Source organism: Lysobacter sp. Soil_C_15 (assembly GCF_057657315.1).
On the sequence record NZ_JBDGIR010000006.1, the window covers coordinates 91,264 to 116,221 of the forward strand.

The following is a 24,958-nucleotide window of genomic DNA, read 5'->3' on the forward strand; positions in this document are numbered from 1 at the left end:
CGGTTAGCATGTGCGGGTAGCCAGGGGGATTCGATCTACATGCTCATCCGCAACTCGTTGTTGGCGGCGGCGCTTGCCGCGGCCCTCGTGTCCGGCGCTGCCGGCGCCCAGACCCTGTCCAAGCCGGTCGAGTTCTATTTCGACGTGGACGGGCAGACCACCAAGCCGGTGCTCGCGGTCCGCGAAACCGGCGAAGCGGCGATGGAACGCCTGGCCAAGACCCTCGAACGCAAGGCCAACGCCCCGGCCGAGGCGGCCCAGCTGGGCCACCTGGCGATGGCCGCCGGCCGCACCGAAGTCGGCCGCCAGCTGTATGCGCGCGCGTTCCGCGACGCCGACAGCGGCAGCAGCCTGTGGCGCGCGATCAACTGGAACTACGGCTGGGACCTGTACCGCGCCGGCGCCTACGAAGACGCGTTCAAGCAATGGACGGCGCTGCACAACGCGCGCAGCGTCAGCGCCGCCTGGATGCCGCCGACCTTCGCCGTGGCGCTGTGGCAGCTGGGGCGCAAGGACGAGGCGCTGCAGTGGTACGCCGCTGCCGTGCGCACCGAGCCGGACCTGTGGCGCGGCACCGCGCGCTATGCCGAGCTGCTGCCGGAGTGGCGCGAGGCCGAACGCGCCACCCTGGCCGAAGTGCAGCAGGCCTGGGCGGCCGACCCGCCGCGCTGGCCCTGAGCCGCCGCGCCGGGCCGTCGCGCCCGGCGCCGGCAGGACTTCACGCGCCGCCGCCGGGCGGCGCGTAACCTGGGCGGCGACCGTTCGTCGCCGCGCGCTCCGCCGATCCCGCAGACACGGCTACAGTCTGTCGTTCGCGGCCGGATGCCCGCTTCCGGGACTCGGTCTGGCGCCGTAAACGCAGCCGAGGGATCGCATGCCGCTGTCGGCCTTGAGCGTCCTGGTAGTCGAAGACCACGGCTTCCAGCGCCGCATGGCCCTGCGCCTGCTGGCCGAACTCGGCATCGCCCGCCTGCACGAAGCCGGCGACGGCCACGCCGCGCTGCGCCTGCTGCGCGCGCTGCCGCAGGCGCCGGACGTGGTGGTGGTCGACCTGGACATGCCCGGCATGGACGGGATCGAGTTCATCGACCACCTCGCCCAGGAACACCTGGCGCGCTCGATCCTGGTCGCCAGCGCGCTCGACGTCGCCCTGCTGCACACCGTCCAGACCATGGCCCGCGCCTGCGGCCTGCACGTGCTGGAGGCGGTGCCCAAGCCGCTGACCCGGGCCAAGCTGGCCCAGGCCCTGGCCGGGCTGGACCACGCCGTCGATGCCGCCGCCGACGATGACCCGGGCGAAATCAGCCCCGACAGCGCCCGCGCCGCACTCGAAAACAACCACATCCAGCCCTGGTTCCAGCCCCAGGTCGAACTCGGCAACGGCCGGGCGATCGGCGTCGAGGCGCTGGCGCGCTGGCGCCGCAGCGACGGCCGGGTGGTGATGCCGCAGCACTTCATGCCGGTGCTGGAAGAGCTGCAACTGCTCGACGGCCTGACCGAGCGCATTCTCTCCGCCGCCTGCGCCTGGAAGCGGCAATGGGAGCGCCAGGGCCTGCGCCTGAAGCTGTCGGTCAACGTGCCGGCGACCGCGCTCGACGACGCCGGCGCCGCCGACCGCTACCAGCGCATCGTCCGCGAGGCCGGGGTCGAGCCCGGCGAAGTGGTGCTGGAGCTCACCGAAAGCTCGCTGATCGCCGACGCCGCGCGCGGCCTGGGCGTGCTGGCGCGGCTGCGGCTGAAGGGCTTCGGCCTGTCGATCGACGATTTCGGCACCGGCTGGTCGTCGCTGTCGCAGCTGTCGCAGGTGCCGTTCACCGAACTCAAGATCGACCAGGAGTTCGTCGCCGGCGCCGCCCACCAGCCGCGCAAGCGGGCGGTGGTCGAGGCCAGCCTGGACCTGGCGCGCAAGCTCGGCCTGGACGCGGTCGCCGAGGGCGTGGAGACGGTCGAGGACTGGCAGATGCTGGCCGACCTGGGCTGCGCCATCGCCCAGGGCCGGCTGATCGGCGACGCCGTGCCCGGCGCGGAACTGCCGGCCCTGCTCGGCCGCTGGCGCCGGCCCGAGCATTGAGGCGGCGATGCTGGCCTGGCTCGACCGGATCAGCGTGCGCCACCAACTGTGGGGCCTGTTCGGCCTGTTCCTGCTGACCGGCGCCAGCGTGCTGGCGATCGACGAGTTCGAACAGTACCGGGCGCGCAAGACCCTGCACGCGCTGAAGGACGACGGGCTGATCGGCCTGCGCCTGCTCAAGACCGTGTCCGACGCCTACGGTCTGGACGTGGTCGACACCGCCTTCCGGGTGCGCAACGGCCTGGTCGACTGGAACGAAGGCCTGCGCCGCGTCGACGACGCGCGCCGGCGCATCGACCGCGGCTGGCGGCGATTGCAGCACCTGCCGCATACCGCGATCGAGCACGACCAATTGCGCGCCGCCGAACAGGCCCGCCACCGCGCCGACGCCGCCGCGGCCGAACTGCAGGCGATCCTGCGCCGGCGCGACCTGCCGGCGCTGGGCCGCTTCGCCGACACCCGCCTGTATCCGTCGATCGACCCGCTGACCCAGCGCCTGCAGGCCATCTCCGACCTGGAGCTGATCCAGGCCGATGCGGTGGTCCGCGCCGACATCGTCCGCAGCGAGCGGATCAGCCTGCTGCGCATCGGCGTGTCGCTGGCGGCGCTGCTGCTGGCGGCGCTGGTCGGCCAGCGGGTGCTGCGCAACGCCTCGCGCGGCGTGGTCCGGCTGACCTGGCTGGCGCGGCGGATGCGCCAGCACGATTACACCGCCGAACCCGGCGAGCTGCCGCCCGGCGAACTCGGCGCGGTCATGCAGGCCTTCATCGACATGCGCCGCGACGTGCTCGGCTTCGAGACCGAGCTGACCGGCCAGTTGATCCGCAACGAACGCACCCGCGCCGAACTGGAGCGGCGCGAGCGCTTCCAGCGCTCGCTGCTGGAAGCGGCGCAGACCGCGATCCTGGCGGTCGACGAGCAGGGCCGCTTCAGTCTGGTCAATCCGTTCGCCGAACGCTTGCTCGGCATCCGCGCCGAACAGGCGATCGGCCGCGACTACCTGCATTCGGTGTTCGAAGGCCGCGCGCTGCGCGCGCTGGCGACCGAACTGGGCGCGCGCCTGGGCCGGCCGGTGGCGGCCGACTGGACCGCGCTGCGCGAGCTCGCGCAATCGCGCGCCGCGCCGCGCGAGATCCGCCTGCGCCACCGCAACGGCACCTGGGTGCCGGCGCTGGTAGCGGTCTCGGCCACCGCCGACGAGGACGACCGCCCCGGCCTGCTGCTGATCGCCGCCGACCTCAGCGCGCTGAAGCGGCTGGAGCGCGAGCTGCGGGTCAGCGAGGCGCGGGCGCAGGACGCGAGCCGGGCCAAGTCCTCGTTCCTGGCGGCGATGAGCCATGAGATCCGCACGCCGATGATCGGCGTCACCGGCATGATCGAAGTGCTGGCGCATTCGCGCCTGGATCCGGAGCAGCGGCATGCGCTGGAGGTGATCCAGCAATCCTCGCACTCGCTGCTGCAGATCATCGGCGACATCCTGGACTTCTCCAAGATCGAGGCCGGCCGGCTGGAACTGGCGCCGGAGCCGGTGGCGCTGCCGGCCCTGCTGCGCACCACCGTCGCCGGGTTCCTGGGCGCCGCGGCCAGCCGCGGCATCGAACTGCACTGCGAGGTCGACCCGCGGGTGCCGCCGGCGCATCGCGCCGATGCGCTGCGGCTGCGGCAGATCCTCGGCAATTTCCTCTCCAACGCGGTCAAGTTCACCGAGCGCGGCACGGTCGAGGCGCGGCTGAGCTACGAAGGCGAGGCCGCGCCCGATGCCGCCGGCCGGCCGCGCGACGCGCTGTGCTTCTGCATCGCCGACACCGGCATCGGCATCGACGCCGAACAGCAACGGCATTTGTTCGAACCCTTCAGCCAAGCCGACAACGAAACCACCCGGCGTTACGGCGGCACCGGCCTGGGCCTGGCGATCTGCCGCCGGCTGGCGGCGCTGATGGAGGGCGAGATCGAACTGGACAGCGAGCCCGGGCGCGGCACCACTCTGCGCTTGCGGGTGCCGCTGGCGCGCGCCAGCGAGGCCGAACTGCCGCCAGCGCCGGCACCGATCGGCGTGGAGGGCGCGATGCCGGCGCGCGCGGCGCCCGACGTCGAGCAGGCGCAACGCCAGGGCAGTTTGATCCTGCTGATCGACGATCACCCGACCAACCGCCTGGTGATCGCCCGCCAGCTGGCCCTGGCCGGCTACGCCAGCGAATCGGCCGGCAGCGGCGAGGAAGCCCTGCCGCGTTGGCGCAGCGGCCGCTATGCGCTGCTGTTGTCGGACGTGCACATGCCGGGCATGGACGGCTACGCGCTGGCGCGGGCGGTGCGCAGCGAGGAAGCGCGCGAGCGCCGGCCGCGCACGCCGATCGTGGCGCTGACCGCTTCGGCGCTGAAGGGCGAGGCCGAAGCCTGCCTGAGTGCGGGCATGGACGACTACCTGGTCAAGCCGGTCGCGGTCGCGCGGCTGGCCGCGTGTCTGCGCCATTGGCTGCCGCACACGGCGGCGGCGGGCGAGGGAGCCGCGGACGAGACCGGGCCGGATCAGGTCGCGGCGGAGGAAAGCGCGCTGGACGAACCTGCGGCCGACGCCTCGCACGTGCTCGACCGCGAGGTATTGCGCGGCCTGCTCGCCGAGGACGAGGGCGACGGCCGCGAGGTGCTCGACGACTTCCTCGCCACCGCGGCGCAGGACCGCGACGCGCTGCAAGCCGCCCGCCGCGACGGCGACATCGGCGCGATCCAGCGCCAGGCGCACCGGATCAAGGGCGCCGCGGCCCTGATCGGCGCGCACGAACTCGAACGCACCGCGATGGCCCTGGAACAGGCGGCGCGGGCGCAGGACTGGGCCCTGGCGCTGCCGCTGCTGAGCGATCTGGAGACGGCGCTGGAGCGCTTGCGGCGGGTGGTTTGAGGAGCTCGGACTCGGGACTCGGGACTCGGGACTCGGGACTCGGGACTCGGGACTCGGGACTCGGGACTCGGGACTCGGGTAAAGCAAATCCCCCCTGCCCCCCTTTTTCAAGGGGGGACAGCAAATTTTCAAAAAAAGCAGCGAAGGCGGCCTGGCCGGTTGCGACCCAGGCTGGCCAGCCCTGCGCGTCGCGGCATGGCGCAGTGCCGAACCATCGTGGCCGCTAGTGCAAGCGTCGTCGCTGTTGCGTTCGTTGCTGTTGCCTTTGTTGCTACGGGCGTTGCTCTTGCTGTTCCCCCCTTTGAAAAAGGGCGGCAGGGGGGATTTGCTCCTGGCGCCCGCAAGCGACGCCCCACACCCGCCACGACGACGCCCGATCGGCTGCTTAAACCCGCCCCCCAGGCTCACTTGGCCTGCGCGTCCTCGATCGGAATCCGGTGCTCGCGCAGCCATTCCACCACCGCTTCGCGCTGGTCGCGGGTTTGGGCGTTGAGCAGCTTGCTCGGGGTCATGAACATGAAGCGCTGGAAGCTCGCGCCCTGCACGTTGCGTGCGTTCGGGCTGGCGCCGGCCTTGAGCAGGGTCAGAGCATGGCCGAATTCGTTGACCTTGGCCGCCTCGTGCAGCGGGGTGTTGCCGGTACGGTCGGCCAGATCGGGCTTGGCCCCGGCGGCCAACAAGGCTTCGAAGTTCTCCTCGCGCTCGCCCATCAACGCCGACGCCAGCGCGCTGGCGCGAGTAACGGTGTTGGGCAGGTTCGGGTCCACGCCCTGGTCGAGCAGCGCGCGCAGCAGGCGCGGATCATTGGCCATCGCCGCCAGGTGGAGCACCGTCATGCCGTCGTCGCTGCCGACCGCGGGATCGGCGCCGGCGCTGAGCAGCGCCTTCAGGCCGTCGGTGCTGCGGTGGTACAACGCCCACTGCAACGGGGTCACGCCCTTGGCGCCGCGCGCGTTGGGGTCGGCGCCGGCGGCGACCAACTCGCGCACGCGCGCACCGTTGCCTTCGGCGGCCGCCTCGGCCAGTTCGGCGTTGCGCAGGTCGGGGAAAACTTCGCTGGCTTGCATCGATCCGCTCCCAGGGCCGGCACACGCCGTGCAGACCGACAGCATAAGCAAGACGGCGGCGGCCATCACGCGCGAGGACAGGCGCCGCAGGAGCGAGGAGTACGCGGACATGGCAGGTACCTGGGTTCGCTGCATCGGCCGATGCTAACGCAGGCCGGCGCCGGCCGCTGCGAAGTCAGTCGCGGCGTGCGCAGCGCGGCTTACGGGTGCCTGCGTCGGCATGGCCGATGCCTTCCGAAGTGCGGCTTTAAACGGAAGAGCCAAAGCCGGAGCTCCTGCCCCCACGGGCAACATCGGTTCCCGGCGCAGCCGCAATGCCGGGCCCGTCGCGGGCTAGGCTCTCAGCGCGCCCGCGCGCTCAATCGAAGGGATTGAGGAAGCTGCCGACGTCCTTGACCACGTTGACCGTGCCCTCGGCCACGTCGCCGACCACGTCGAAGGTCGCCTCGGCCGCGGTGCCGACGCCGTCGATCACCGCCTCGCTGATGTCGCCCAGGTCCTCGGCGCGCGCGCCGAACCACTGACCGCCATCCTCGAGCCAACCGCCGACGGTGTCGCCGGCGCCTTCCAGGCCGACGTATTCGCCGAGGTCGCGGATCAGGCCGCCGCTCAGTTCGCCGGCGCCCTGCAGCACGTCGCCGGTCAGGTCGAACGCGCCTTCGGCGACGTCGCCGGTCAGGTTGAGCAGGCCTTCGGTTACGTCGCCGGCCAGCTTCAGCGTGCCGTCGACATAGCGGCCGTTGGCGTATTCGTTGTTGATCACGCCGTCGAGGTCGCCGCCGAAGTCGTAGCCGACGTTGAAGGCGTCGACGCCGAGGTCGACCACTTCCTGGATGCCGTCGCCGAGCAGGTCGATGCCGGTCTCGGACACGGTCTCGGCCATCGCGTCGAGCGCGCCGAGTTCGTCGCCCTCGGTGCTCTCGGTCGGGGTCGGCGTCTGGGTCTTCATCGCCTCGATCACGGTCGCGCTGCCGTGCGCGCTGAGCACGTTGGGCCAACCTTCCGGATGCTTGAGGTTGAGCTCGTAGCCGACCGCGTCGGGCATGCCGTTGAGCACTTCGACGCTTTGCTGCACGCCGGTCAGCGGATCGCCGTCGACGTTGTAGCGGCGGATCTGCCCGTCCTCGGCCTGCGAGCGCGCTTCGTGCGGGCTGAAGCCCAGGTCGCGCAGGGTGTCGTTGCTGAGGCCGGCGGCATTGAAGGTCACCGCGGTGTTGCCGGTGGCCAGGGCGGCGGTCGAGGCCAGGCCGCCGCCGAGCGAGTGGCCGGTGTAGACCACGTTGTCGCCGAACGCGGCTTCGGCTTCCTTGGCCAGCGCCACCGCCTGCTTGTACTGGCTGGTGTTGAAGCCCAGACCCTGGCCGACGTCGTTGGCGATGTCGCCGTCGCCGATCGGGTTGTAGCCGTTGGTGCCGGCGAAGGCGACCACGTACTGGCCGTTGCCGTTGGTGTAGATCGCGGCGCGGAAGCCCGAGCTTTCGACCTCCAGGTCGGCCGGGTCGATGCCGGCCGGCTTGCCGTCCGGGGTCTTGAGCGCGCTGACCTGCTCCGGGCTCAACCGGGTCCAGCCGGCGGCGCCCTTGCCTTCGGTGTCGTAGACATCGCTGGACAGCTCGGCCAGGGCGGTATCGATTTCCTTCTGCGGCTGCTGGCCGTACAGCTGCTCGCTGAGCGGCTTGGTCTCGGCCTTCGGCACCGGCGCATGCGGGCTGTAGGGCAGCTCGATCGGCGCGGCCGGCGCCTGCTCGATCACCGGGGCCGGCGTCGCCGGCTGCTGCGGCTGTTGCTGGTGCAGCAGCTGGTCGATCAGCCCGGGCAGTTGCGCGAAACGCAGCAGCGGGTTGGAGAATTCCGGAAAGCTCATGGCAAGGCCCTGTTCCGTTATCTGGACGGCAGCGTATGGGATGACAGGATCGGCACAAAGCTGGTGCCTTCCCCAGCTAGGGTCGACCCTAGGTCGCCCCCGGGAACGCAGGGGGTTGAGCCGCACCGCGGCATCGGCCGGCCGGCATGAGCCAGGCGGCTTAACCTCCTCCGTCCCTTTCCTCCGCATGAGCAGGCCGGCTTAACCCCCTGCGCCCCTTTCCTTCGGCCCGGGCGTAGCCGGGTCCGGCTGCGCTATCGTCGCTCGTCCCCTGGAGAGAGCCTTCATGTCCCGACCGATCCCCGCGCGACGCCGGCCGGCGCTGCGCGCCGCGCTCGCCCTGGCCTGCGCCCTCGCCCTGCCCGGCACCGCGCCGGCGGCCGACCGCATCGGCGGCCAGCCGTTCGCCACCCGCAGCGAGGTCTACGCCCCGCACGCGATCGCCGCGACCTCGCACCCGCTGGCCACCCAAATCGCGCTGGACACGATGAAGGCCGGCGGCAGCGCGATCGACGCGGCGATCGCCGCCAACGCCGCGCTCGGGCTGATGGAGCCGACCGGCAACGGCATCGGCGGCGATCTGTTCGCGATCGTGTGGGACCCCAAGAGCAAGAAGCTCTACGGCTACAACGGCTCCGGCCGCTCGCCCAAGGCGCTGAGCCTGGCCGAGTTCGAGAAGCGCGGGCTCAAGGAAGTGCCGCCGCACGGCCCGCTGCCGGTCACCGTGCCCGGCACGGTCGACGCATGGTTCGCCCTGCACCAGCGCTTCGGCCGCAAGCCGATGGCGCAGAACCTGGCGCCGGCGATCCGTTACGCGCGCGAAGGCCATCCGGTGCACGAGGTGATCGCTTACTACTGGAACGCCTCGGTGCCGCGGCTGTCGAAGTGGCCGGGCTTCAAGGAACAGTTCACCGTCGACGGCCGCGCCCCGCGAACCGGCGAGATGTGGAAGAACCCGAACCTGGCCGACACCCTGGAACGGATCGCCCACGGCGGCCGCGACGCGTTCTACCAGGGCGACATCGCCCGCACCATCGATGCCTATTTCAAAGCCAACGACGGCTTCCTGCGCTACGAGGACCTGGCCGAGCACCGCGGCGAGTGGGTCGAGCCGGTCAGCAGCAATTACCGCGGCTACGATGTCTGGGAACTGCCGCCGAACGGCCAGGGCATCGCCGCGCTGCAGATCCTCAACATCCTGGAAGGCTACGACCTGAAGTCGCACGGCTTCGGCAGCGTCGAGCACGTGCACCTGTTCGCCGAAGCCAAGAAGCTGGCCTTCGCCGACCGCGCGCGCTGGTACGCCGACCCGGCGTTCGAGAAATCTTCGCCGGTGGCCAAGCTGATCTCCAAGGACTACGCCGCGCAGCGGCGCAAGCTGATCTCGATGGACAAGGCGCTGCGCGAGGCGCAGCCGGCGACGCCGGCGCAGCTCGACCAGGGCGACACCATCTATCTGACCGTGGCCGACGCCGACGGCATGATGGTCTCGCTGATCCAGTCCAACTACCGCGGCATGGGCAGCGGCATGGCGCCGCCGGGACTGGGCTTCATCTTCCAGGATCGCGGCGAGCAGTTCGTACTCAAGGAAGGGCACCCGAACTCGTTCGCGCCGGGCAAGCGCCCGTTCCACACCATCATTCCCGCGTTCGTGACCAAGGACGGCAAGCCCTGGCTGTCGTTCGGGGTGATGGGCGGGGCGATGCAGCCGCAGGGGCATGCGCAGATCCTGATCAACCTGATCGACTTCGGCATGAACCTGCAGGAAGCCGGCGACGCGCCGCGGATCCAGCACGACGGTTCGACCGAACCGGCTGGGCAGGCCACGGCGATGAGCGACGGCGGCGAGCTCGACCTGGAGACCGGCTACCCGTACGAAACCGTGCGCGAGCTGATGCGCCGCGGCCACAGCGTGCGCTTCGCCCACGGGCCTTACGGCGGCTACCAGGCGATCATGGTCAACCCGCACGGCGGTTACATCGGCGCCAGCGAATCGCGCAAGGACGGCCAGGCGGCCGGCTATTGATCGACCGCCTTCTCGGCGGCGTACGTCGCTCCTACAAAAGCCTCTGCTCCTTTATCGCGGACATCTGTATGACCGACGCCTACGATCAACGCCTGTTCTCCTACGGCACCCTGCAACTGCCGGCGGTGCAGCAGGCCACCTTCGGCCGCCTGCTGCAGGGCCAGGCCGACGCCCTGACCGGCTTCCGCCGCACCATGGTCAGAATCGAAGACCCGCAGGTCGTCGCCACCAGCGGCGAGGCCCATCACCCCATCGTCGAAGCCAGCGGCGACCCGCACGACCGCGTCGACGGCACGGTGTTCGCGATCAGCGCCGCGGAACTGGCGCGGGCCGACGCGTACGAAGTGGACGAGTACGAACGCGTGCAGGCCGAACTGGCCTCCGGGCAACGCGCCTGGGTATACGTCAAGCGGCGCGGCTGACGCCGCGCCGCGGCATTCGGCGCCGCAGCGGCCCGCCCCCTTCAACGCCGCAGCGACGATCGTGGCCATGGCGGTCGCCGTCGCATCCCCTCATGCATCGCGCCCGAAACCGGCGCGCGCTCAATCCGCCGCGACGGTGCGTCCGTGCGCCCACGCGCGCAGCGCCTGCACTTGCTCGGCCATCGTCACCGACAGCGGCCGGGTCTGCTTGAGCTCGCCGCGCAGGACGAAGTCCGACAACGGCGCGCCGGCGGCGTGCGCGGCGTACAGCGCGGCGACGATGGCCTGTTCGATCTCGGCACCCGAGAAGCCCTCGCTGGCCGCGGCCAGCGCGGGCAGATCGAACTGCTGCGGCTCCAGCGCGCGCTTGCGCAGATGGGCGGCGAACAATTCCTCGCGCACCTCCGCCACCGGCAGGTCGACGAAGAAGATTTCGTCGAAGCGGCCCTTGCGCAGCAGTTCCGGCGGCAACGCCTCGATCTGGTTCGCGGTCGCGACCAGGAACAGCCGGGATTTGCGCTCGGCCATCCAGGTCAGCAGATAGCCGAGCACGCGCCGCGACACGCCGCCGTCGCCATCGCCGCCGGAAGCCAGGCCCTTCTCGATTTCGTCGATCCACAGCACCGCCGGCGCCAACTGCTCGGCCGAGGCCAGCGCGGCGCGCAGGTTCTTTTCGGTCTCGCCGTGGAACTTGTCGTACAGGGTGCCGAAGTCCAGGCGCAGCAAGGGCACGCCGAAACCGGAGGCGACCGCCTTGGCCAGCATCGACTTGCCGCAGCCCTGCACGCCGAGCAGCAGCATTCCCTTGGGCGGATCCAGACCCGGCGGCGGCTGGGCGCCGGTGAACACGCTGCGGCGCTGTTCGACCCAACGCTTGAGCCGGCGCGCACCGGCGACTTCGCTCATGCGCGCGCTGTCGTATTCGTAATGCAGATGACCGGAGCGGTTGAGCAACTCGAACTTGAGCTTGGCCAGTTCCGGCAGGTCGTCCGGACCGATCGCGCCGTCGCGGAAGATCAGATGGCGGGCGATGCGGCGCGCGTCGACCAGGTCCAGGCCGCGCAGGTTGCGCACGATCTGCTCGACCGCCTCGGCATCGCTCTCGACCCGGCGGCCGCCGTGCTCGCGCATGTAGTTGGCCGCTTCCTCGCGCACCAGCTTGAGCAGGGCGTTCGCGTCGGGCAGGCGCGGAGCGAAGCGCACCGCCAGCGAATCCAGGTCCGGCGGCAGCTCGACCTGATGCCCGACCAGTACCAGCACATGCGGCTCGCAGTCGCGGCGCTGGGCGATCTCGCGCAGTTGGCGCTGGGTGCTGGCGTAGCCCAGGTAGGGATGGGCGTCGAACAGCAGATAGATGCCGCGCTGGTCGGCCTCGCGGATCGCCTGCAAGGTGGTCGAGATGTCCGGCGCGACCTCGGCCTGGTCCTCGCGATCCAGGTCGATCCGGCGCAGGCCCTCGGTGATCGACCAGCGATGCAGCGCGCGCCAGACGTTCATCAGCGCCTGGCGGAACAGCTCGACCACGCGCGCTTCGTCGCGGGTCTCGATCACGATCAGGGCGGTATTGGAGCGGATCAGCGCGGTCAGGTCTTGCAGGTCGCTCATCGGGGCAGGTCTTCCGTGGAACACCCATGATACGGGCGCTGCGGCTGGACTGACGAAGCAGGAGCAAGAGCATAAGCAAATCCCCCGCGCCCGCTGCGCGGTCGCCGCCCCCTTTGCAAAGGCGGCAACGGCAACATCCACGCCGGCTCCAAGCCGGCTCCACGCCGGCTTCCAAGCCGGCGACAGCAAGCGCCGACACAAGATGGGGTTCCCCCCTTCGAAAAAGGGGGCCAGGGGGATTTGCTTTTTGCTCTCCCCTCCGCTGGCGCGTCACGCCCCCTACCGCCCCTAACCCGAAAGCCGCCTTGAGCCCGCGCCCCGCAACCGCGACCATCGCCTGAGGCACTTCCGCGTATCGACGACTCCACCGCCCATGGCCTTCGACGCCTACGCCCTGATCCTGGCCATGCTGGCGCTGGGCTATTCGTTCCAGCGCCTGCGCGCGCTGCCGGACAACGCCGCCCAGACCCTGAACCTGATCGTGCTCTACGTCTGCCTGCCGGCCGCGGTGCTGCGCTACGCGCCGCGCCTGCAACTGGAGCCGGCCCTGCTCGGCGTCGCCGCGGTGCCCTGGCTGCTGCTCGGCGCGACCGTGCTGTCGGTCGGCCTGCTGGCGCGGCTGCTGGCACTGCGCCGCGACGAACGCGCGGTGCTGCTGCTGACCGTGGCCCTGGGCAACACCAGCTTCCTCGGCTACCCGCTGACCCGCGCCCTGATCGGCGAACACGCCCTGCCCTATGCGGTGGTCTACGACCAGTTCGGCGCCTTCCTGATCCTGTCGACCTTCGGCCTGTGGGTGCTGGCCCGCTACGGCGGCGACGCCCGCCCCGGCCCGCGCGACATGCTGCGCCGGGTGCTGCGCTTCCCGCCGCTGTGGGCGCTGCTGATCGGCTTCAGCGTCATGCCCGCCGAGCCGCCGGCTTGGATCGCCGGCGGCCTGCAGCGCCTGTCCGACGCTCTGCTGCCGTTGGCGATGCTGACGATCGGCCTGTCGGTGAAGCTGGCCCTGCCGCGCGAAGAACTCAAGCCACTGGCCGCCGGCCTGGCGCTGAAACTGGCGCTGATGCCGGCCCTGGCCTGGCTGCTGCTGCCCTGGCTCGGCCTGCACGGCGAAGCGGCCCGCACCGTGGTGCTGGAATCGGCGATGCCGTCGATGGTCACCGCCGGCGCCCTGGCCATCGCCCACAACCTGGCCCCGCGCCTGGCCGCGGCGATGGTCGGCTACGGCCTGATGCTGTCCCTGCTGACCCTGCCGCTGTGGGCGGGGTCGCTGTAGGCTGACCGGCCTTCGCCTGCCACGGTCGCCCAGCGCATGTTGCCTCGTCTGCGGTTCCGCCAACGCCTCGCGGCCGGATGGTTCGTCGCCCTGGTCGCCGCCGTGCTCGGCGCCGGCTGCAACCGAACCATCGGCGCATCCCAGGCGCCGAGCGAAGCGTCCACCGCCTGGCGCGACGCGTTCCAGACGACGTTGCGCAGGCACCTGGAAACCTTGTCCGCCCGCCCCGACCCTGCCAGCCGGCTCGACCTGCTGCGCCTGCAGCCGTTGCTGGACGGCTACTACGGGGAGGGCCCGGCGGTGCTCGCGCGCGAACGCCTGCGGACGATCGCGAGCGTACGCGCGCTGGCGCCCGACGAAGCCGACTGGCAACAGGCGATCCTGTGCGCCGGACCGCGGTCGCCGATAGCGGACGGCTGCGATGCGGATGCCGCACTGCGCCGGCTGCAGGCGCGCGAACCCGACAATGCCGCGGTCTGGCTGATGGCGGCCGATGTCGCCGACGCGCGCGCGGACGAGGCCGGCTTCGCGGCCGCATTGCGCCGCGCCGCGCAAGCGCGCCGCTACGACCTGCACTACGGCAGCCAATGGAGCCGCGTGCGCGAGGCGCTGCAAGGCGTGCCGCTGCCGCCGCTGGACGACGAAACCCGGCGCTATCTCACCGAGGGACGCATCGAACCGGCCACGTCCGACGACATGCGCGCCACCCTGGCCGGAATGGCGGTCGACCTGCCCATCGCCCGGGCGTCCCAACGGCGCTGCCGCGAAGACCGGACGCCGTACCGCAACGACTGCGCCGCGGTCGGTGCCCTGATGGCGGATTCGGACACCTTCATGGGCCAGATGCTCGGCCTGAGCCTGATGGCCCGCCTGACGGCCGACGACGCCGGCGGCCCGGCCTGGCGCGAACGCCTGCGCCAGGCTCACTGGCGCAATGCACAAGCGCGCGAACTGCGGCACCCCGCCCAGCTCGGTGCGGCGCTGGTGCGGGTCGGCGAAGTGGCCGCCTTCGATACGGCCCTGCGTGCTGCCGGCCGCGACCGCGCTCCACCGGACTGGCTGCCGGAGGGCGAGAACGCGCGCGCGCTGGTTTTGACCGGCCGCTTGCCCGAACCCGCCCCGCCCCCGTGATGACCCGCCCCCGCCCCCGGTGTACGCTGCGGGTTCCTTCCGGAGGGGAGCTCGCATGAAGACCGTGCTGGTGGCCAGTTCCAAGGGCGGGGTCGGCAAGACCACGATCGCGACCCATCTCGCCGCGCAGGCGGCCTTGGACGGGTTGCGCACGGCCTTGATCGACGCCGATCCGCAGGGCTCCTCGACCCGCTGGGCGCAGCGCCGCGCGGTGCTGGAAAGCGCGGTCTTGCCGCTGGACGGCACGCGCAAGAAGGCCTGGCGCAAGCAGCTGCCCGAAGACGCCCAGCGCACGGTCATCGACGCGCCGGCCGGGGCGATGGCCGACGACCTGGACGGGTTCCTCGAAATCGCCGACGCGGTGCTGGTGCCGGTGCAGCCCTCGACCCTGGACATCGAGGCCACCGTGCCCTTCCTCGACACCCTGGCCCAGCATCCGCGGGTGCGCCGCGGCCAGCTCCGGGTCGGCCTGGTCGGCAACAAGCTCAAGCCCTGGACCAACGCCTCGCAGCAGGCGGTCGAGCTGCTGCGCGAATGGCCTTATCCGGTGGTCGGGCAGATCCGCGACAGCCAGGCCTACGTGGTCATGACCGCGCTGGGCAAGAGCCTGTTCGACTACCACTCGCAGCAAATCCGCGACCATCAGGCCGACTGGCAACCGCTGCTGAAGTGGATCCGCAAGTAAGCCTTCCGTCCGCGCGCGCCGGCGCCGCCTTGCGCGGCGCGCGTTCACGCGCCCGCCGCCGCCGCGCCGCTACCCTTCCCCCGCGCCGACAGGCATGCTTCGACCACGTTCGCGCCCCCGCCGCGGCCCGTTTCCTTTCCTCACCACACTGGCTCTCATGCGCGAATTGATCCTGCTGCGTCATGCCCACGCCGAGCCGGCCGCCCAAGGCCAGGCCGACCTCGACCGCCCGCTGTCCGCCGAGGGACTGGCCGAAGCCGAAGCCGCCGGGCGCTGGCTGGCGCAGAACAAGCTGGTGCCCGACTGCGTGCTGTGCTCGCCGTCGCGGCGCACCCGCGAAACCCTCGAGGCGGTGCTCGGCGCGGTCGGCTACGTCGAACAGCGCATCGAGCCGTCGATCTACGAGGCCACGCCGGGCACCCTGATCGGCTTGGCCGACACCCACCTGGAAGCCGAGCGGCTGATGCTGGTCGGCCACAACCCGGGCCTGGAACGGCTGGCGGCGCTGCTGTACAGCGGCCAGTCCGGCGACTATCGCGGCATGCCGCCGGCGGGCATCGCCGTGCTCACCGTGCCGGCCGGCACCGGCCTGGAACCGGGCATCGCCCAGCTCAGCCAGTTCTGGTGGCCGTGAACCCGGCGGCGCCGGCGCCGATGCGCTGGCGAGGCCGGGTCCGGCGGACCCTGGGCGGCATCGCGCTGGCGCTGTGCGCCGGCGCGGGCCTGGCGCAACCGCCCGCCGTGGCGCACAGCCAGGGCTTCGACCCGCTGCACACCCGTTTCGGTTTCGAACTGCGCACCCGCTGGGGGCAGAAGGTCACCGGCGAGTTCCCACGCTACGAAGGCGAGGTCGCGACCCTGGCCGACGGCCGCCACCAGGTCCGCATCCGCCTGGCCACCACCGCCGTGGTCGTCGGCGAATCCGAGCGCTACACCCGGCTGGCGCGCGGCGAGCGTTTCTTCGACGCCGCCCGCTACCCGGCCATCGAGTTCGTGTCCGAGCCGCATGCCGCCGACCTGGTCCGCACCGGCGGGCCGCTGCGCGGCCGGCTGACCCTGCACGGGGTCAGCCGCTGGGAGACCTTCGTCCTGCCCCCCGGCGCCTGCGCCCGCCCGGGCGAGGACTGCGACGCCTACGCCTACGGCAGCGTCAGCCGCTACGATTACCGCCTGGACGGCTGGCAGCTCGCGCTCGGCGACCGGGTCCGCTTCACCATGCAGGTACGGTTGAAGCCTGCAGGCCTCAGAATGGCCGACCCGAAACCCAGCGACAGCAAGACTCCGGCCGGCGACGGCACGGAACGCAAGGAGCCGTCCCGTTGAACCCCGTGCCGCGCGGCCTGACCGCCGCCCTGCTGGCCCTGAGCCTGACCGCCTGCGCGACCCTGAGTCCGGCGCAGCGCGACCGCGCCAGCCAGATCGCCGCGCAGGCCCGCTCGCAGCAGGTCGACTGCCAGGCCGCCGACGCCTGCGCCCAGGTGTCGCCGCTGCGCGACCTGGGCCTGCGCGCGCGCGCCGCCTCGACCCCGGAGCGGCCGCGCCACTACGCCCTGATCCTGGACCGCGGCCCCGATGCGATGCTGGCGCGGCTGGACCTGATCCGCGGCGCCACCCGTAGCCTGGACCTGCAGACCTACATCTTCGACGAGGACGACGCCGGCAAGCTGGTGCTCGACGAACTGCTCGCCGCCGCGCGCCGCGGCGTGCGCGTGCGCCTGTTGCTGGACCAGCTGTCGGCGCTGCGCCACGTCGATACCCTGGCCGCGCTGTCCGGCGCGCACGTCAACTTCGAAGTCCGGCTGTACAACCCGGTGCTGCAACGCGCCCGGATCAGCTATCCGCAGTACGTGCTGGCCGCGGCCTGCTGCTGGCGCCGGCTCAACCAGCGCATGCACACCAAGCTGTTGCTGGCCGACCGCCAGACCGGCATCGCCGGCGGCCGCAATTACCAGGACGACTATTACGACTGGGACGACGAATACAACTTCCGCGACCGCGACGTGCTGGTCGCCGGCCCGGTCGCCGACCTGATGGGCGCCGACTTCGAGCTGTTCTGGAACGACCGCCGCAGCGTTCCGGTCGAGCGGCTCGGCGACGTCGGCCGGCGTTTGCTCAAGCAGGGCGTGCCGACCCTGCCCAAGACCGAGTTCGAGCGCCCGCAGCGCGCCGCGCGGATGCGCGAGGACGCGGCCGACACCGAGCAGGTGCGCCAGCGGCTGGCCGCGCAGGCGCTGGAAGTCGGCGCGGTGCGCTACATCTCCGACACCCCGGACAAGCACCGCGAGGACAGCGCCGCCGCCGCGCTGGCTTCCGACTCGCTGCGCAATCTGATCGCCAACTCGCGCGACGAGGTGATGCTGCAAACGCCCTATCTGGTGCTGTCGAAATCGGCCCAGCAATTGTTCCGCACCCTGCACGAACGCCCCGACGCGCCGCGGGTGATCGTCTCGACCAACAGCCTGGCCGCGACCGACGCCTTCATCGCCTACGCGCTGTCGTACAAATACAAGCGCCGCTACCTGCGCGAGTTCGGCTTCGACATCTACGAGTACAAGCCCTTCCCCGCCGACGCGCCGATCGACATCGCCGCCACCGGCGCGCAGTTGCCCGACCTGGACCTGCCCGGCCTGCCCGAATCGCAGGGCCCGGACCAGAGCGGGCCGCGCGATCGCAGCCGGCCCAACCGGGTGGCCCTGCAGGGCAGCGGATCGCGCGGCAGCCTGCCCGACCGCAGCAGCGTGCTGTACGGCCAACGCTACCGCCAGCCGCTGGCGCGCGAGTACGCCGCGATCCGCTACGCGCGCCGGCGCAGCAACGAACCGGTGCCGCTCAAGCGCGCCGGCGTGCGCATCGGCATGCATGCCAAGTCGATGGTGATCGACGAACGCATCGGCGTGATCGGCACCCACAACTTCGACCCGCGCGGCGACCACTACAACACCGAAAGCGCGGTAGTGATCGACGATCCGGCCTTCGCCCGCGCCCTGGCCGACAGCATCCGCCGCGACATCGCGCCGGCCAACTCCTGGGTGATCGCGCGCCGCGACAAGCCGCCGGTGTTCTCCGGGCTGGAGTACTCGCTGGCCAAGATCTCCGAACACCTGCCGATCTTCGACCTGTGGCCGGTGCGCTACGCGACCAGCTACGAGTTCGTGCCCGGCCCGAACTGCCCGCACCCGCTGTACCGCAACGACCCGGGCTTCCGCGCCTGCTACAAGCCGGTCGGCGACTTCCCCGAGGTCAACCTGGGCGTCAAGAGCTTGACCACGCGCATGTTCACCGCCTTCGGGGCAGGGTTGGCGCCGATTCTTTGAGTCGGGAGTCGGGAGTCGAAGCAGCGCCCTCGTCCTGACTCCTTCGGGTCAATCGTTGCATGCGGCAATCAGTGTTGCCGCAACCGCTAAGCCCGCAAGCCGCTGTCCCCGCCGATAAGACCAAGCGGCCAGCGTGAACCCACTACAGACCCGGGAAGCGACATGAGCAAGGCCGAGGCGCTGCACACCGTGGCGATCTACCTCAAAGGCGATGATCTGATGCCTGAGGAGCTGAGCGCTCGCCTCGGCGTCGTAGCGACGAAATCGCATCGACGTGGCCAGAAGTCCATCGCCAAAAGCGGCAAGGAAATCGTCGCACGGACAGGACTGTGGAAGTCGAGCCGGACCGCGAAATCGGCGATCGACCTGCCGCTGCTGCTGCAGCAGATCGCTTCGGAACTCCTGGCCAGCGGCAACGACCTCTCGAGCCTGCCCGGCGTGGAAGACGCTTTCGTGGACATCTTCATCGCCCAGACGGCCGAGCACGATGGAGGCGGCACCAGCGAGTTCTTCATGGACGCCGCCGCTGTCGCGACCTTGAACCAACTGGCGTTGCCGGTCCGGTTTACCGTCGCGATCATTCGCGACTGATCTGGAGCTTCGAGGCTGCGCCCTGGGTCGGCCGAAGTCCTGCAGCGGCCGCGTCGACGCGGGGATTTGCTCTTCCGCCGGTCGCGCGGCTACGGCAACCGCGCTTGAACTAGACGGCGCCCCGGCGCCGGCATCCGCAGCGGCGTAAGCCCGGCGAAAAGAACCCGGCCCCGGCGCGGTCACATTTTCCGCCCTGGCTAGGTCTTCAGTCATAGGCGCGGCGATGCAACCAAGCCGCTCCGGAAGACATCTCTATCTACGAACCCTGGCAGGTGCCCAGCACCCGCCGCCCAGTCCGGAACCCCTGTTCAGGATCTCGCCGAAAGGACCATGACTTACGGCACGGGTGGGAACCAGACCAGGTGTTGTACTTTACCAACACACCGAAGCACTACGACTCCACAACACGAGGAAAAGGAAACCGCCATGAACGCCCTGACCACCACCCGCACCGTCGCCACCACCGCCCCGACCGCCGCCAAGACCGTCGCTCCGGTCCGCCACCTGCACCGCCAGCGCGACTTCGGCGTCGGCTACGGCAACAGCAGCGGCTACGCCAGCAACCGCAGCTACGCCAGCAACTGGGTCCAGCCGCGCTTCCGCTTCGCCTGATCGCCGGTCGCCGACCATGGACCGGCCGATCGCAGCAAGTCTCCGTCCACCTTCACCCCGACCCGGATCGGCGCGCCCCCGCAATCATTGCCCGGCGCGCCGAATCCGGGCTTCTTGAAGTTCCGCGCAACGCCCGCGCAGTACCTGCGCCTGTCCGCTTTCCGCCGCATCGCGACTGGCCGGGCCCCGTCCGCGCCGCTATCGTGGAGCGATGAACGCTCCCGCCTCCGCCGCGCGTCCCCTGTTCCGCGGCACCACCACCGTCGACGACCTCAACCGGCTCTCGCGCAATACCGCGATGGAACCGCTCGGCATCGTCTTCACCGAAATCGGCCCCGACTACGTGCGCGGCACCATGCCGGTCGACGCCCGCACCCACCAGCCCTATGGCCTGCTGCACGGCGGCGCCTCGGTCCTGCTCGCCGAAACCCTGGGCAGCAGCGCCGGCAACCTGTGCTGCCCGGAGGGCAAGGTCTGCGTCGGCATCGAGATCAACGCCAATCACCTGCGCGGCGTGCGCCAAGGCCAGGTCACCGGTACCGCGCGGCCGCTGCACGTCGGCGCCAGCACCCAGGTGTGGGAGATCCGCATCGAGGACGAGGCCGGCCGTCTGGCCTGCGTCTCGCGCCTGACCCTGGCCGTGGTACCCAAGGCCTGAGCCGGCGAGTAGGCTAGACCTCCGACGGCGCGCCCGCGCCGGCCGCGCCGCCGCAGGAGCCCCGTGCGCCGACCCACCATCAAAGACGTCGCCGAACTCGCCCAGGTCTCGCTGAAGACCGTGTCGCGGGTGATCAACGACGAATCCGGCGTCCGCGCGCGCACCCGCGCGCGGGTGCACGAAGCCATCGCCGAACTCGACTACCGGCCCGATCCGTCGGCGCGCAGCCTGCGCAGCGCCCAGCCGTACGCCTTGGGCGTGGTCTACGACAACCCGAACCCGTACTACATCATCAGCGTGCAGAACGGCGTGCTCGCCGCCTGCCGCGAAACCGGCTACGGCCTGCAGATCCATCCCTGCGACTCGTCCTCGCCGCTGCTGGCCGCCGACCTGATCGACCTGGTCCAGGGCGCGCGCCTGGCCGGGCTGGTGCTGGCGCCGCCGATGTCCGAACGCATGGAACTGGTCAGCGAACTGGTCGCGCACGGCATCAAGCTGGTGCGCATCGTCTCCGCCGCCGAAGACCCCAAGGACGGCTCGCCCTGCGTCTGGGTCGACGATCGCGACGCCGCCTACGACATCACCGAGCATCTGATCCAGCTCGGCCATCAGCGCATCGGTTTCCTGTGGGGCGGCAAGTCGCACCGCTCCAGTTGGGAACGCTACAAGGGCTATGCGCAGGCGCTGGCCGACTACGGCATCGGCGAGGACGAAAACCTGGTGTTGCCGGGCGACTATTCCTTCGACGACGGTTTCCGCGGCGCGCGCCGGCTGTTCGCCCTGCCCGACCGGCCGACCGCGATCTTCGGCAGCAACGACGAGATCGCCGCCGGCGTGCTGGCCGCGGCCAAGTCCTCGGGGATGCACGTGCCTTACGACCTGTCGATCGCCGGCTTCGAGGACAGCCCGTTCTCCAAGCAGTCCTGGCCGACCCTGACCACCGCGCGCCAGGCCACCGAAGAGATCGCCCGGCATGCCGCGTACCGGCTGATCGCCGAGCTGCGCCGCGAGACCGACCAGCCGGTGGAAGCGCCGGCCAACGAAGGCTTCAGCCCGATCCTGGTGGTGCGCGGCTCGACCGCGCCGCCGCGACCGGCGCAGCCGGCATAGCGCCGAGCCATAGCGCCGAGCCACCGCTGCGGCAACCGCCCCCCTCTGCCTTTGCTACTACCCCCCTTTGAAAAAGGGGGGCAGGGGGGATTTGTTTTGGCTTGTGCTCTTACGCTCTAAACAACAGCAACAGCAACAGCAAATCCCCCCTACCCCCCTTTTTCAAAGGGGGGAACAGCAGTTTCAGCCGCGCAACGCCGCCGCCTCGCGCGCCAGCGCTTCGATCCTGGCCCAATCGCCGGCCTGCACCGCCGCCGCCGGCGCCACCCAGGAGCCGCCCACGCAGGGCACGTTGTGCAACGCCAGATACTCGCCGGCGTTGTGCGCGCCGATCCCGCCGGTGGCGCAGAACCGCAGCTCCGGCAGCGGCCCGCCGATGCCTTTCAGCGCGGTCGCGCCGCCGATCGATTCGGCCGGGAAGAATTTCAACTGGGTATAGCCCTGCTCCAACAACGCCATCGCTTCCGAGGCGGTGGCCGCGCCGGGCAGCCACGGCAGGTCGATGTCGCGCGCGGCGGCGAGCAGGCCCGGCGAACTGCCCGGCGACACCGCGAAAGTCGCGCCGGCCTTCAACGCGTCGGCGAAATCCGACGGCCGGCGCACGCTGCCGACGCCGACCGCAGCGCCTTCGACTTCGGCCGCGATCGCGCGCACCGCGTCCAGCGCCACCGGCGTGCGCAAGGTGACTTCGATCGCCGGCAAGCCGCCGGCGACCAGGGCGCGCGCCAGCGGCACCGCGTCCTTCAACTCATCGATCACCAGCACCGGCACCACCGGCGCTAACGCCAGCACTGCGCCGACGCGCTGTTGCAGATCCTGGATCGAACTCATGCCCGTAACTCCCGATAGCTGGAATGCTGGCTCAAAGACGCTCGCCCGAAGATGCGCGCTCAAGGACGCGCGGCGACTTCGTCGATGTGCTTGAGCAGGTCGGCCGGATCTTCGTAAACCCGGAACGCGCCGGCGCGCTCGAGTTCTTCCTGGCCGTAGCCGCCCGACAGCAGCCCCACGCCGAGCGCACGCGCGCGACGCGCGGCGAGCAGGTCCCAGATGCTGTCGCCGACCACCACCGAATGCTCGATGTCGGCGCCGACCTGGTCGGCCGCGGCCAGGAACAGGTCCGGGTCGGGTTTGGCGTGCTTGACCATGTCGCGGGTGATGACCACCGAACGCTCCGGATCGACGCCGAGCGCGACCAGGTTGTGGCGCGCGGTCTCCATCCGGCCGCTGGTGGCGATCGCCCAGGGAATGCCGTTGTCGCTCAGATACGCGAGCAACTCGACCGCGCCCGGCAGCGGCCGGATCTGGGTCGCCTGCGCGGCATAGGCCTGGGCGTGCAGGCGGTGCAGGCGTTCGACCCGTTCCGGGGTGATGTCGATCCCGGTCTCGCGCAGCAGGATATTGGTGAACAAGCCGCCGCTCATGCCGATCTTGCGGTGGATGCGCCACACCGACAGCGGAATGCCGTCGGCATCGAGCGCGTGCTTCCACGCCAACACGTGCTGGTAAACGCTGTCGACGAGCGTGCCGTCGAGGTCGAACAGGAAGGTGGTGCGTACGGGGGCGGGCATGGCGGGCCGGGATTGAGGATTCGGGATTCGGGATTCGGGATTCGGGATTCGGGATTCGAAAAATCGGCTATAGCGGCAGCGGCGGGAACACCCCGGCGCCCTGATCGGCCGGCGCCGCGTAACCGCGGAAGGCGGCGAACAGCTCGCGGCCGAAACCGACGTGGTGCGCCGACAGGTCGGCCGTGGCCTGCTCGCGCGCGGCCCAATCGGCCGGCTCGATCACGCTCAAGCTGCCCGCCACCGCATCCACCCGCAACACGTCGCCGTCGCGCAGCTTGGCCAAGGGGCCGCCGGCGCTGGCTTCGGGGGTGACGTGGATCGCCGCCGGCACCTGGCCGGAGGCGCCGGACATGCGTCCGTCGGTGACCAGGGCGACGCGGTGGCCGCGCTTCTGCAGCACGGTCAGGGTCGGGGTGAGCTGGTGCAGCTCGGGCATGCCGTTGGCGCGCGGGCCCTGGAAGCGCACCACCACGACCACGTCGCGGTCGAGTTCGCCGCGCTCGAAGGCCTGCTTGACCTCGTGCTGTTCGGCGAACACCCGGCACGGCGCCTCGACCGTCCAACGGTCTTCCGGCACCGCCGAGACCTTGATCGCGGCGGTGCCGAGGTTGCCGGTGAGCACGCGCAGGCCGCCGTCGGCGCGGAACGGCTCGGCGACCGGGCGCAGCACTGCGGTGTCGGCGCTGACCGGCGCCGAGGGCACGTAGGCCACCGTGCCGTCGTCGGCCAGCCGCGCCTCGACCCGGTAGCGCGCCAGGCCGGGGCCGGCGACGGTTTCGACGTCGCCGTGCAGCAGGCCGTGGTCGAGCAGTTCGCCGATCAGGAACGCCAGGCCGCCGGCGGCGTGGAAATGGTTCACGTCGGCGCTGCCGTTCGGATACACCCGCGCCAGCAGCGGAATCGCCGAGGACAGCGCGTCGAAGTCCTCCAGGCGCAGTTCGATCCCGGCCGCCGCGGCCATCGCGATCAGATGCAGCAGGTGGTTGGTCGAACCGCCGGTGGCGTGCAGGCCGATCACGCCGTTGACGATCGCGCGTTCGTCGACGATCCGGCCGATCGGACGGTAGTCGTCGCCGAGCGCGGTGATCTGCGCCGCGCGCTGCGCCGCCTGCGCGGTGAGCGCATCGCGCAGCGGCGTGTTGGGATGGACGAAGCTGGAGCCCGGCAGGTGCAGGCCCATCATCTCCATCAGCATCTGGTTGGAGTTGGCGGTGCCGTAGAAGGTGCAGGTGCCGGGGCCGTGATAGCTGCGCGCCTCGGCCTCGAGCAGTTCCTCGCGGCTGGCCTCGCCGGTGGCGTAACGCTGGCGCACGCGCGACTTCTCGTCGTTGGGCAGGCCCGAGGTCATCGGCCCGGCCGGCACGAAGATGCCCGGCAGGTGGCCGTACTGCAGCGCGCCGATCAGCAGGCCCGGCACGATCTTGTCGCACACGCCCAGGTACAGCGCCGCGTCGAACATGTCGTGCGACAGCGCGATCGCGGTCGACATCGCGATCACGTCGCGCGAGAACAGCGACAGCTCCATGCCTTCGCGGCCCTGGGTGACGCCGTCGCACATCGCCGGCACGCCGCCGGCGACCTGCGCGGTGGCGCCGCAGTCGCGCGCCGCGCTCTTGATCAGTTCGGGAAAGCGCTCCAGCGGCTGATGCGCGGAGAGCATGTCGTTGTAGGAGTTGACGATGCCCAGGTTGGGCGCGACGCCGCTGCGCAGCGCATGCTTGTCGCCGACCGTGCAGGCGGCGAAACCGTGGGCCAGGTTGCCGCAGGACAGACGCCGCCGATGCGGACCGCTGCCGCTGGCCGCCTCGATCCGGGCCAGGTAGGCGGTACGGCGCGCGCGGCTGCGTTCGACGATGCGTTGCGTGACTTGCGCGACTACGGGGTGCAGTTGGGTATTCACGGGTACTCGGTTCGTTCGGGGCGCCTCCAACAGCGCCGACCAATTCCCCCCTTTGAAAAAGGGGGGTTAGGGGGGATTTGCTCTTCCTACACCTTCCGCAGAAGCAGAGGCAAAAGCAAATCCCCCCACGCCCGCGAGGCGGGCGCTGCCCCCTTCGTC

At 70.8% G+C, this 24,958-nt stretch carries 21 protein-coding genes; 15 read left to right on the forward strand and 6 right to left on the reverse strand.

The window, feature by feature from the left end; genetic code table 11:
* Positions 1–39 precede the first annotated feature (39 nt).
* The 3 genes from AC3A57_RS15245 to AC3A57_RS15255 all read left to right on the forward strand — a co-directional run bounded on the left by AC3A57_RS15245 (position 40) and on the right by AC3A57_RS15255 (position 4,967).
* Positions 40–678, forward strand: a complete 639-nt coding sequence (locus AC3A57_RS15245; protein WP_487579687.1) for a tetratricopeptide repeat protein — start codon at positions 40–42, stop codon at positions 676–678.
* A 196-nt stretch (positions 679–874) separates the two neighbouring features.
* Complete coding sequence (locus tag AC3A57_RS15250) at positions 875–2,071, forward strand: EAL domain-containing response regulator (RefSeq protein ID WP_487579688.1); 1,197 nt, start codon at positions 875–877, stop codon at positions 2,069–2,071.
* Between the two features lie 7 nt (positions 2,072–2,078).
* Entirely contained in the window at positions 2,079–4,967 is a 2,889-nt protein-coding gene (locus tag AC3A57_RS15255; RefSeq protein ID WP_487579689.1) for a hybrid sensor histidine kinase/response regulator, read from the forward strand.
* Positions 4,968–5,371: 404 nt separating this feature from the next.
* Here the strand turns inward: AC3A57_RS15255 and AC3A57_RS15260 are convergent, their stop codons facing one another.
* Positions 5,372–6,034 carry an ankyrin repeat domain-containing protein gene (locus tag AC3A57_RS15260; protein WP_487579690.1) on the reverse strand — a complete coding sequence of 221 codons (663 nt, stop codon included), beginning with the start codon at positions 6,032–6,034 and terminating at the stop codon, positions 5,372–5,374.
* Between the two features lie 358 nt (positions 6,035–6,392).
* Positions 6,393–7,898, reverse strand: a complete 1,506-nt coding sequence (locus tag AC3A57_RS15265) for a Tle-like phospholipase domain-containing protein (protein WP_487579691.1) — start codon at positions 7,896–7,898, stop codon at positions 6,393–6,395.
* A 286-nt stretch (positions 7,899–8,184) separates the two neighbouring features.
* Between AC3A57_RS15265 and ggt the strand changes: the two genes are divergently transcribed.
* Together ggt and AC3A57_RS15275 are read left to right on the forward strand one after the other, a co-directional pair.
* A complete protein-coding gene (ggt, locus tag AC3A57_RS15270; RefSeq protein WP_487579692.1) occupies positions 8,185–9,924 on the forward strand; it encodes a gamma-glutamyltransferase in 1,740 nt (579 codons plus the stop codon).
* Positions 9,925–9,992: 68 nt separating this feature from the next.
* Positions 9,993–10,346 carry a gamma-glutamylcyclotransferase family protein gene (locus AC3A57_RS15275; RefSeq protein ID WP_487579693.1) on the forward strand — a complete coding sequence of 118 codons (354 nt, stop codon included), beginning with the start codon at positions 9,993–9,995 and terminating at the stop codon, positions 10,344–10,346.
* Between the two features lie 120 nt (positions 10,347–10,466).
* Here the strand turns inward: AC3A57_RS15275 and AC3A57_RS15280 are convergent, their stop codons facing one another.
* Entirely contained in the window at positions 10,467–11,951 is a 1,485-nt protein-coding gene (locus AC3A57_RS15280; protein WP_487579694.1) for an AAA family ATPase, read from the reverse strand.
* A 373-nt stretch (positions 11,952–12,324) separates the two neighbouring features.
* Between AC3A57_RS15280 and AC3A57_RS15285 the strand changes: the two genes are divergently transcribed.
* From AC3A57_RS15285 to AC3A57_RS15330, 10 genes are all read left to right on the forward strand, one after another.
* Positions 12,325–13,227, forward strand: coding sequence for an AEC family transporter (locus tag AC3A57_RS15285; protein WP_487579695.1), 903 nt, complete (start codon positions 12,325–12,327; stop codon positions 13,225–13,227).
* Positions 13,228–13,263: 36 nt separating this feature from the next.
* Positions 13,264–14,358, forward strand: coding sequence for a hypothetical protein (locus AC3A57_RS15290; RefSeq protein WP_487579696.1), 1,095 nt, complete (start codon positions 13,264–13,266; stop codon positions 14,356–14,358).
* Between the two features lie 55 nt (positions 14,359–14,413).
* Positions 14,414–15,043, forward strand: coding sequence for a nucleotide-binding protein (locus AC3A57_RS15295; protein WP_487579697.1), 630 nt, complete (start codon positions 14,414–14,416; stop codon positions 15,041–15,043).
* Between the two features lie 157 nt (positions 15,044–15,200).
* A complete protein-coding gene (locus tag AC3A57_RS15300; RefSeq protein ID WP_221670830.1) occupies positions 15,201–15,677 on the forward strand; it encodes a SixA phosphatase family protein in 477 nt (158 codons plus the stop codon).
* On the forward strand, positions 15,668–16,366 hold the full coding sequence (locus AC3A57_RS15305; protein ID WP_487579698.1) for a YceI family protein: 699 nt from the start codon (positions 15,668–15,670) through the stop codon (positions 16,364–16,366). The genes AC3A57_RS15300 and AC3A57_RS15305 overlap by 10 nt, the downstream gene beginning before the upstream one ends.
* Positions 16,363–18,357 (forward strand): phospholipase D family protein, encoded by a 1,995-nt coding sequence (locus tag AC3A57_RS15310; RefSeq protein WP_487579699.1) that lies wholly within the window; start codon positions 16,363–16,365, stop codon positions 18,355–18,357. The genes AC3A57_RS15305 and AC3A57_RS15310 overlap by 4 nt, the downstream gene beginning before the upstream one ends.
* A 162-nt stretch (positions 18,358–18,519) precedes the next feature.
* A complete protein-coding gene (locus AC3A57_RS15315) occupies positions 18,520–18,948 on the forward strand; it encodes a DUF4279 domain-containing protein (RefSeq protein ID WP_487579700.1) in 429 nt (142 codons plus the stop codon).
* 426 nt (positions 18,949–19,374) lie between these two features.
* Positions 19,375–19,560 carry a hypothetical protein gene (locus tag AC3A57_RS15320; RefSeq protein WP_487579701.1) on the forward strand — a complete coding sequence of 62 codons (186 nt, stop codon included), beginning with the start codon at positions 19,375–19,377 and terminating at the stop codon, positions 19,558–19,560.
* A gap of 298 nt (positions 19,561–19,858) precedes the next feature.
* Entirely contained in the window at positions 19,859–20,218 is a 360-nt protein-coding gene (locus tag AC3A57_RS15325) for a hotdog fold thioesterase (protein WP_487579881.1), read from the forward strand.
* 63 nt (positions 20,219–20,281) lie between these two features.
* Positions 20,282–21,328, forward strand: a complete 1,047-nt coding sequence (locus AC3A57_RS15330) for a LacI family DNA-binding transcriptional regulator (RefSeq protein ID WP_487579702.1) — start codon at positions 20,282–20,284, stop codon at positions 21,326–21,328.
* A gap of 183 nt (positions 21,329–21,511) precedes the next feature.
* Here the strand turns inward: AC3A57_RS15330 and eda are convergent, their stop codons facing one another.
* The 3 genes from eda to edd all read right to left on the reverse strand — a co-directional run bounded on the left by eda (position 21,512) and on the right by edd (position 24,799).
* Entirely contained in the window at positions 21,512–22,159 is a 648-nt protein-coding gene (gene eda, locus AC3A57_RS15335; protein WP_487579703.1) for a bifunctional 4-hydroxy-2-oxoglutarate aldolase/2-dehydro-3-deoxy-phosphogluconate aldolase, read from the reverse strand.
* A 59-nt stretch (positions 22,160–22,218) separates the two neighbouring features.
* Entirely contained in the window at positions 22,219–22,899 is a 681-nt protein-coding gene (locus AC3A57_RS15340) for an HAD family hydrolase (protein ID WP_064745944.1), read from the reverse strand.
* Between the two features lie 67 nt (positions 22,900–22,966).
* A complete protein-coding gene (gene edd / locus AC3A57_RS15345) occupies positions 22,967–24,799 on the reverse strand; it encodes a phosphogluconate dehydratase (RefSeq protein ID WP_487579704.1) in 1,833 nt (610 codons plus the stop codon).
* Positions 24,800–24,958 lie beyond the last annotated feature (159 nt).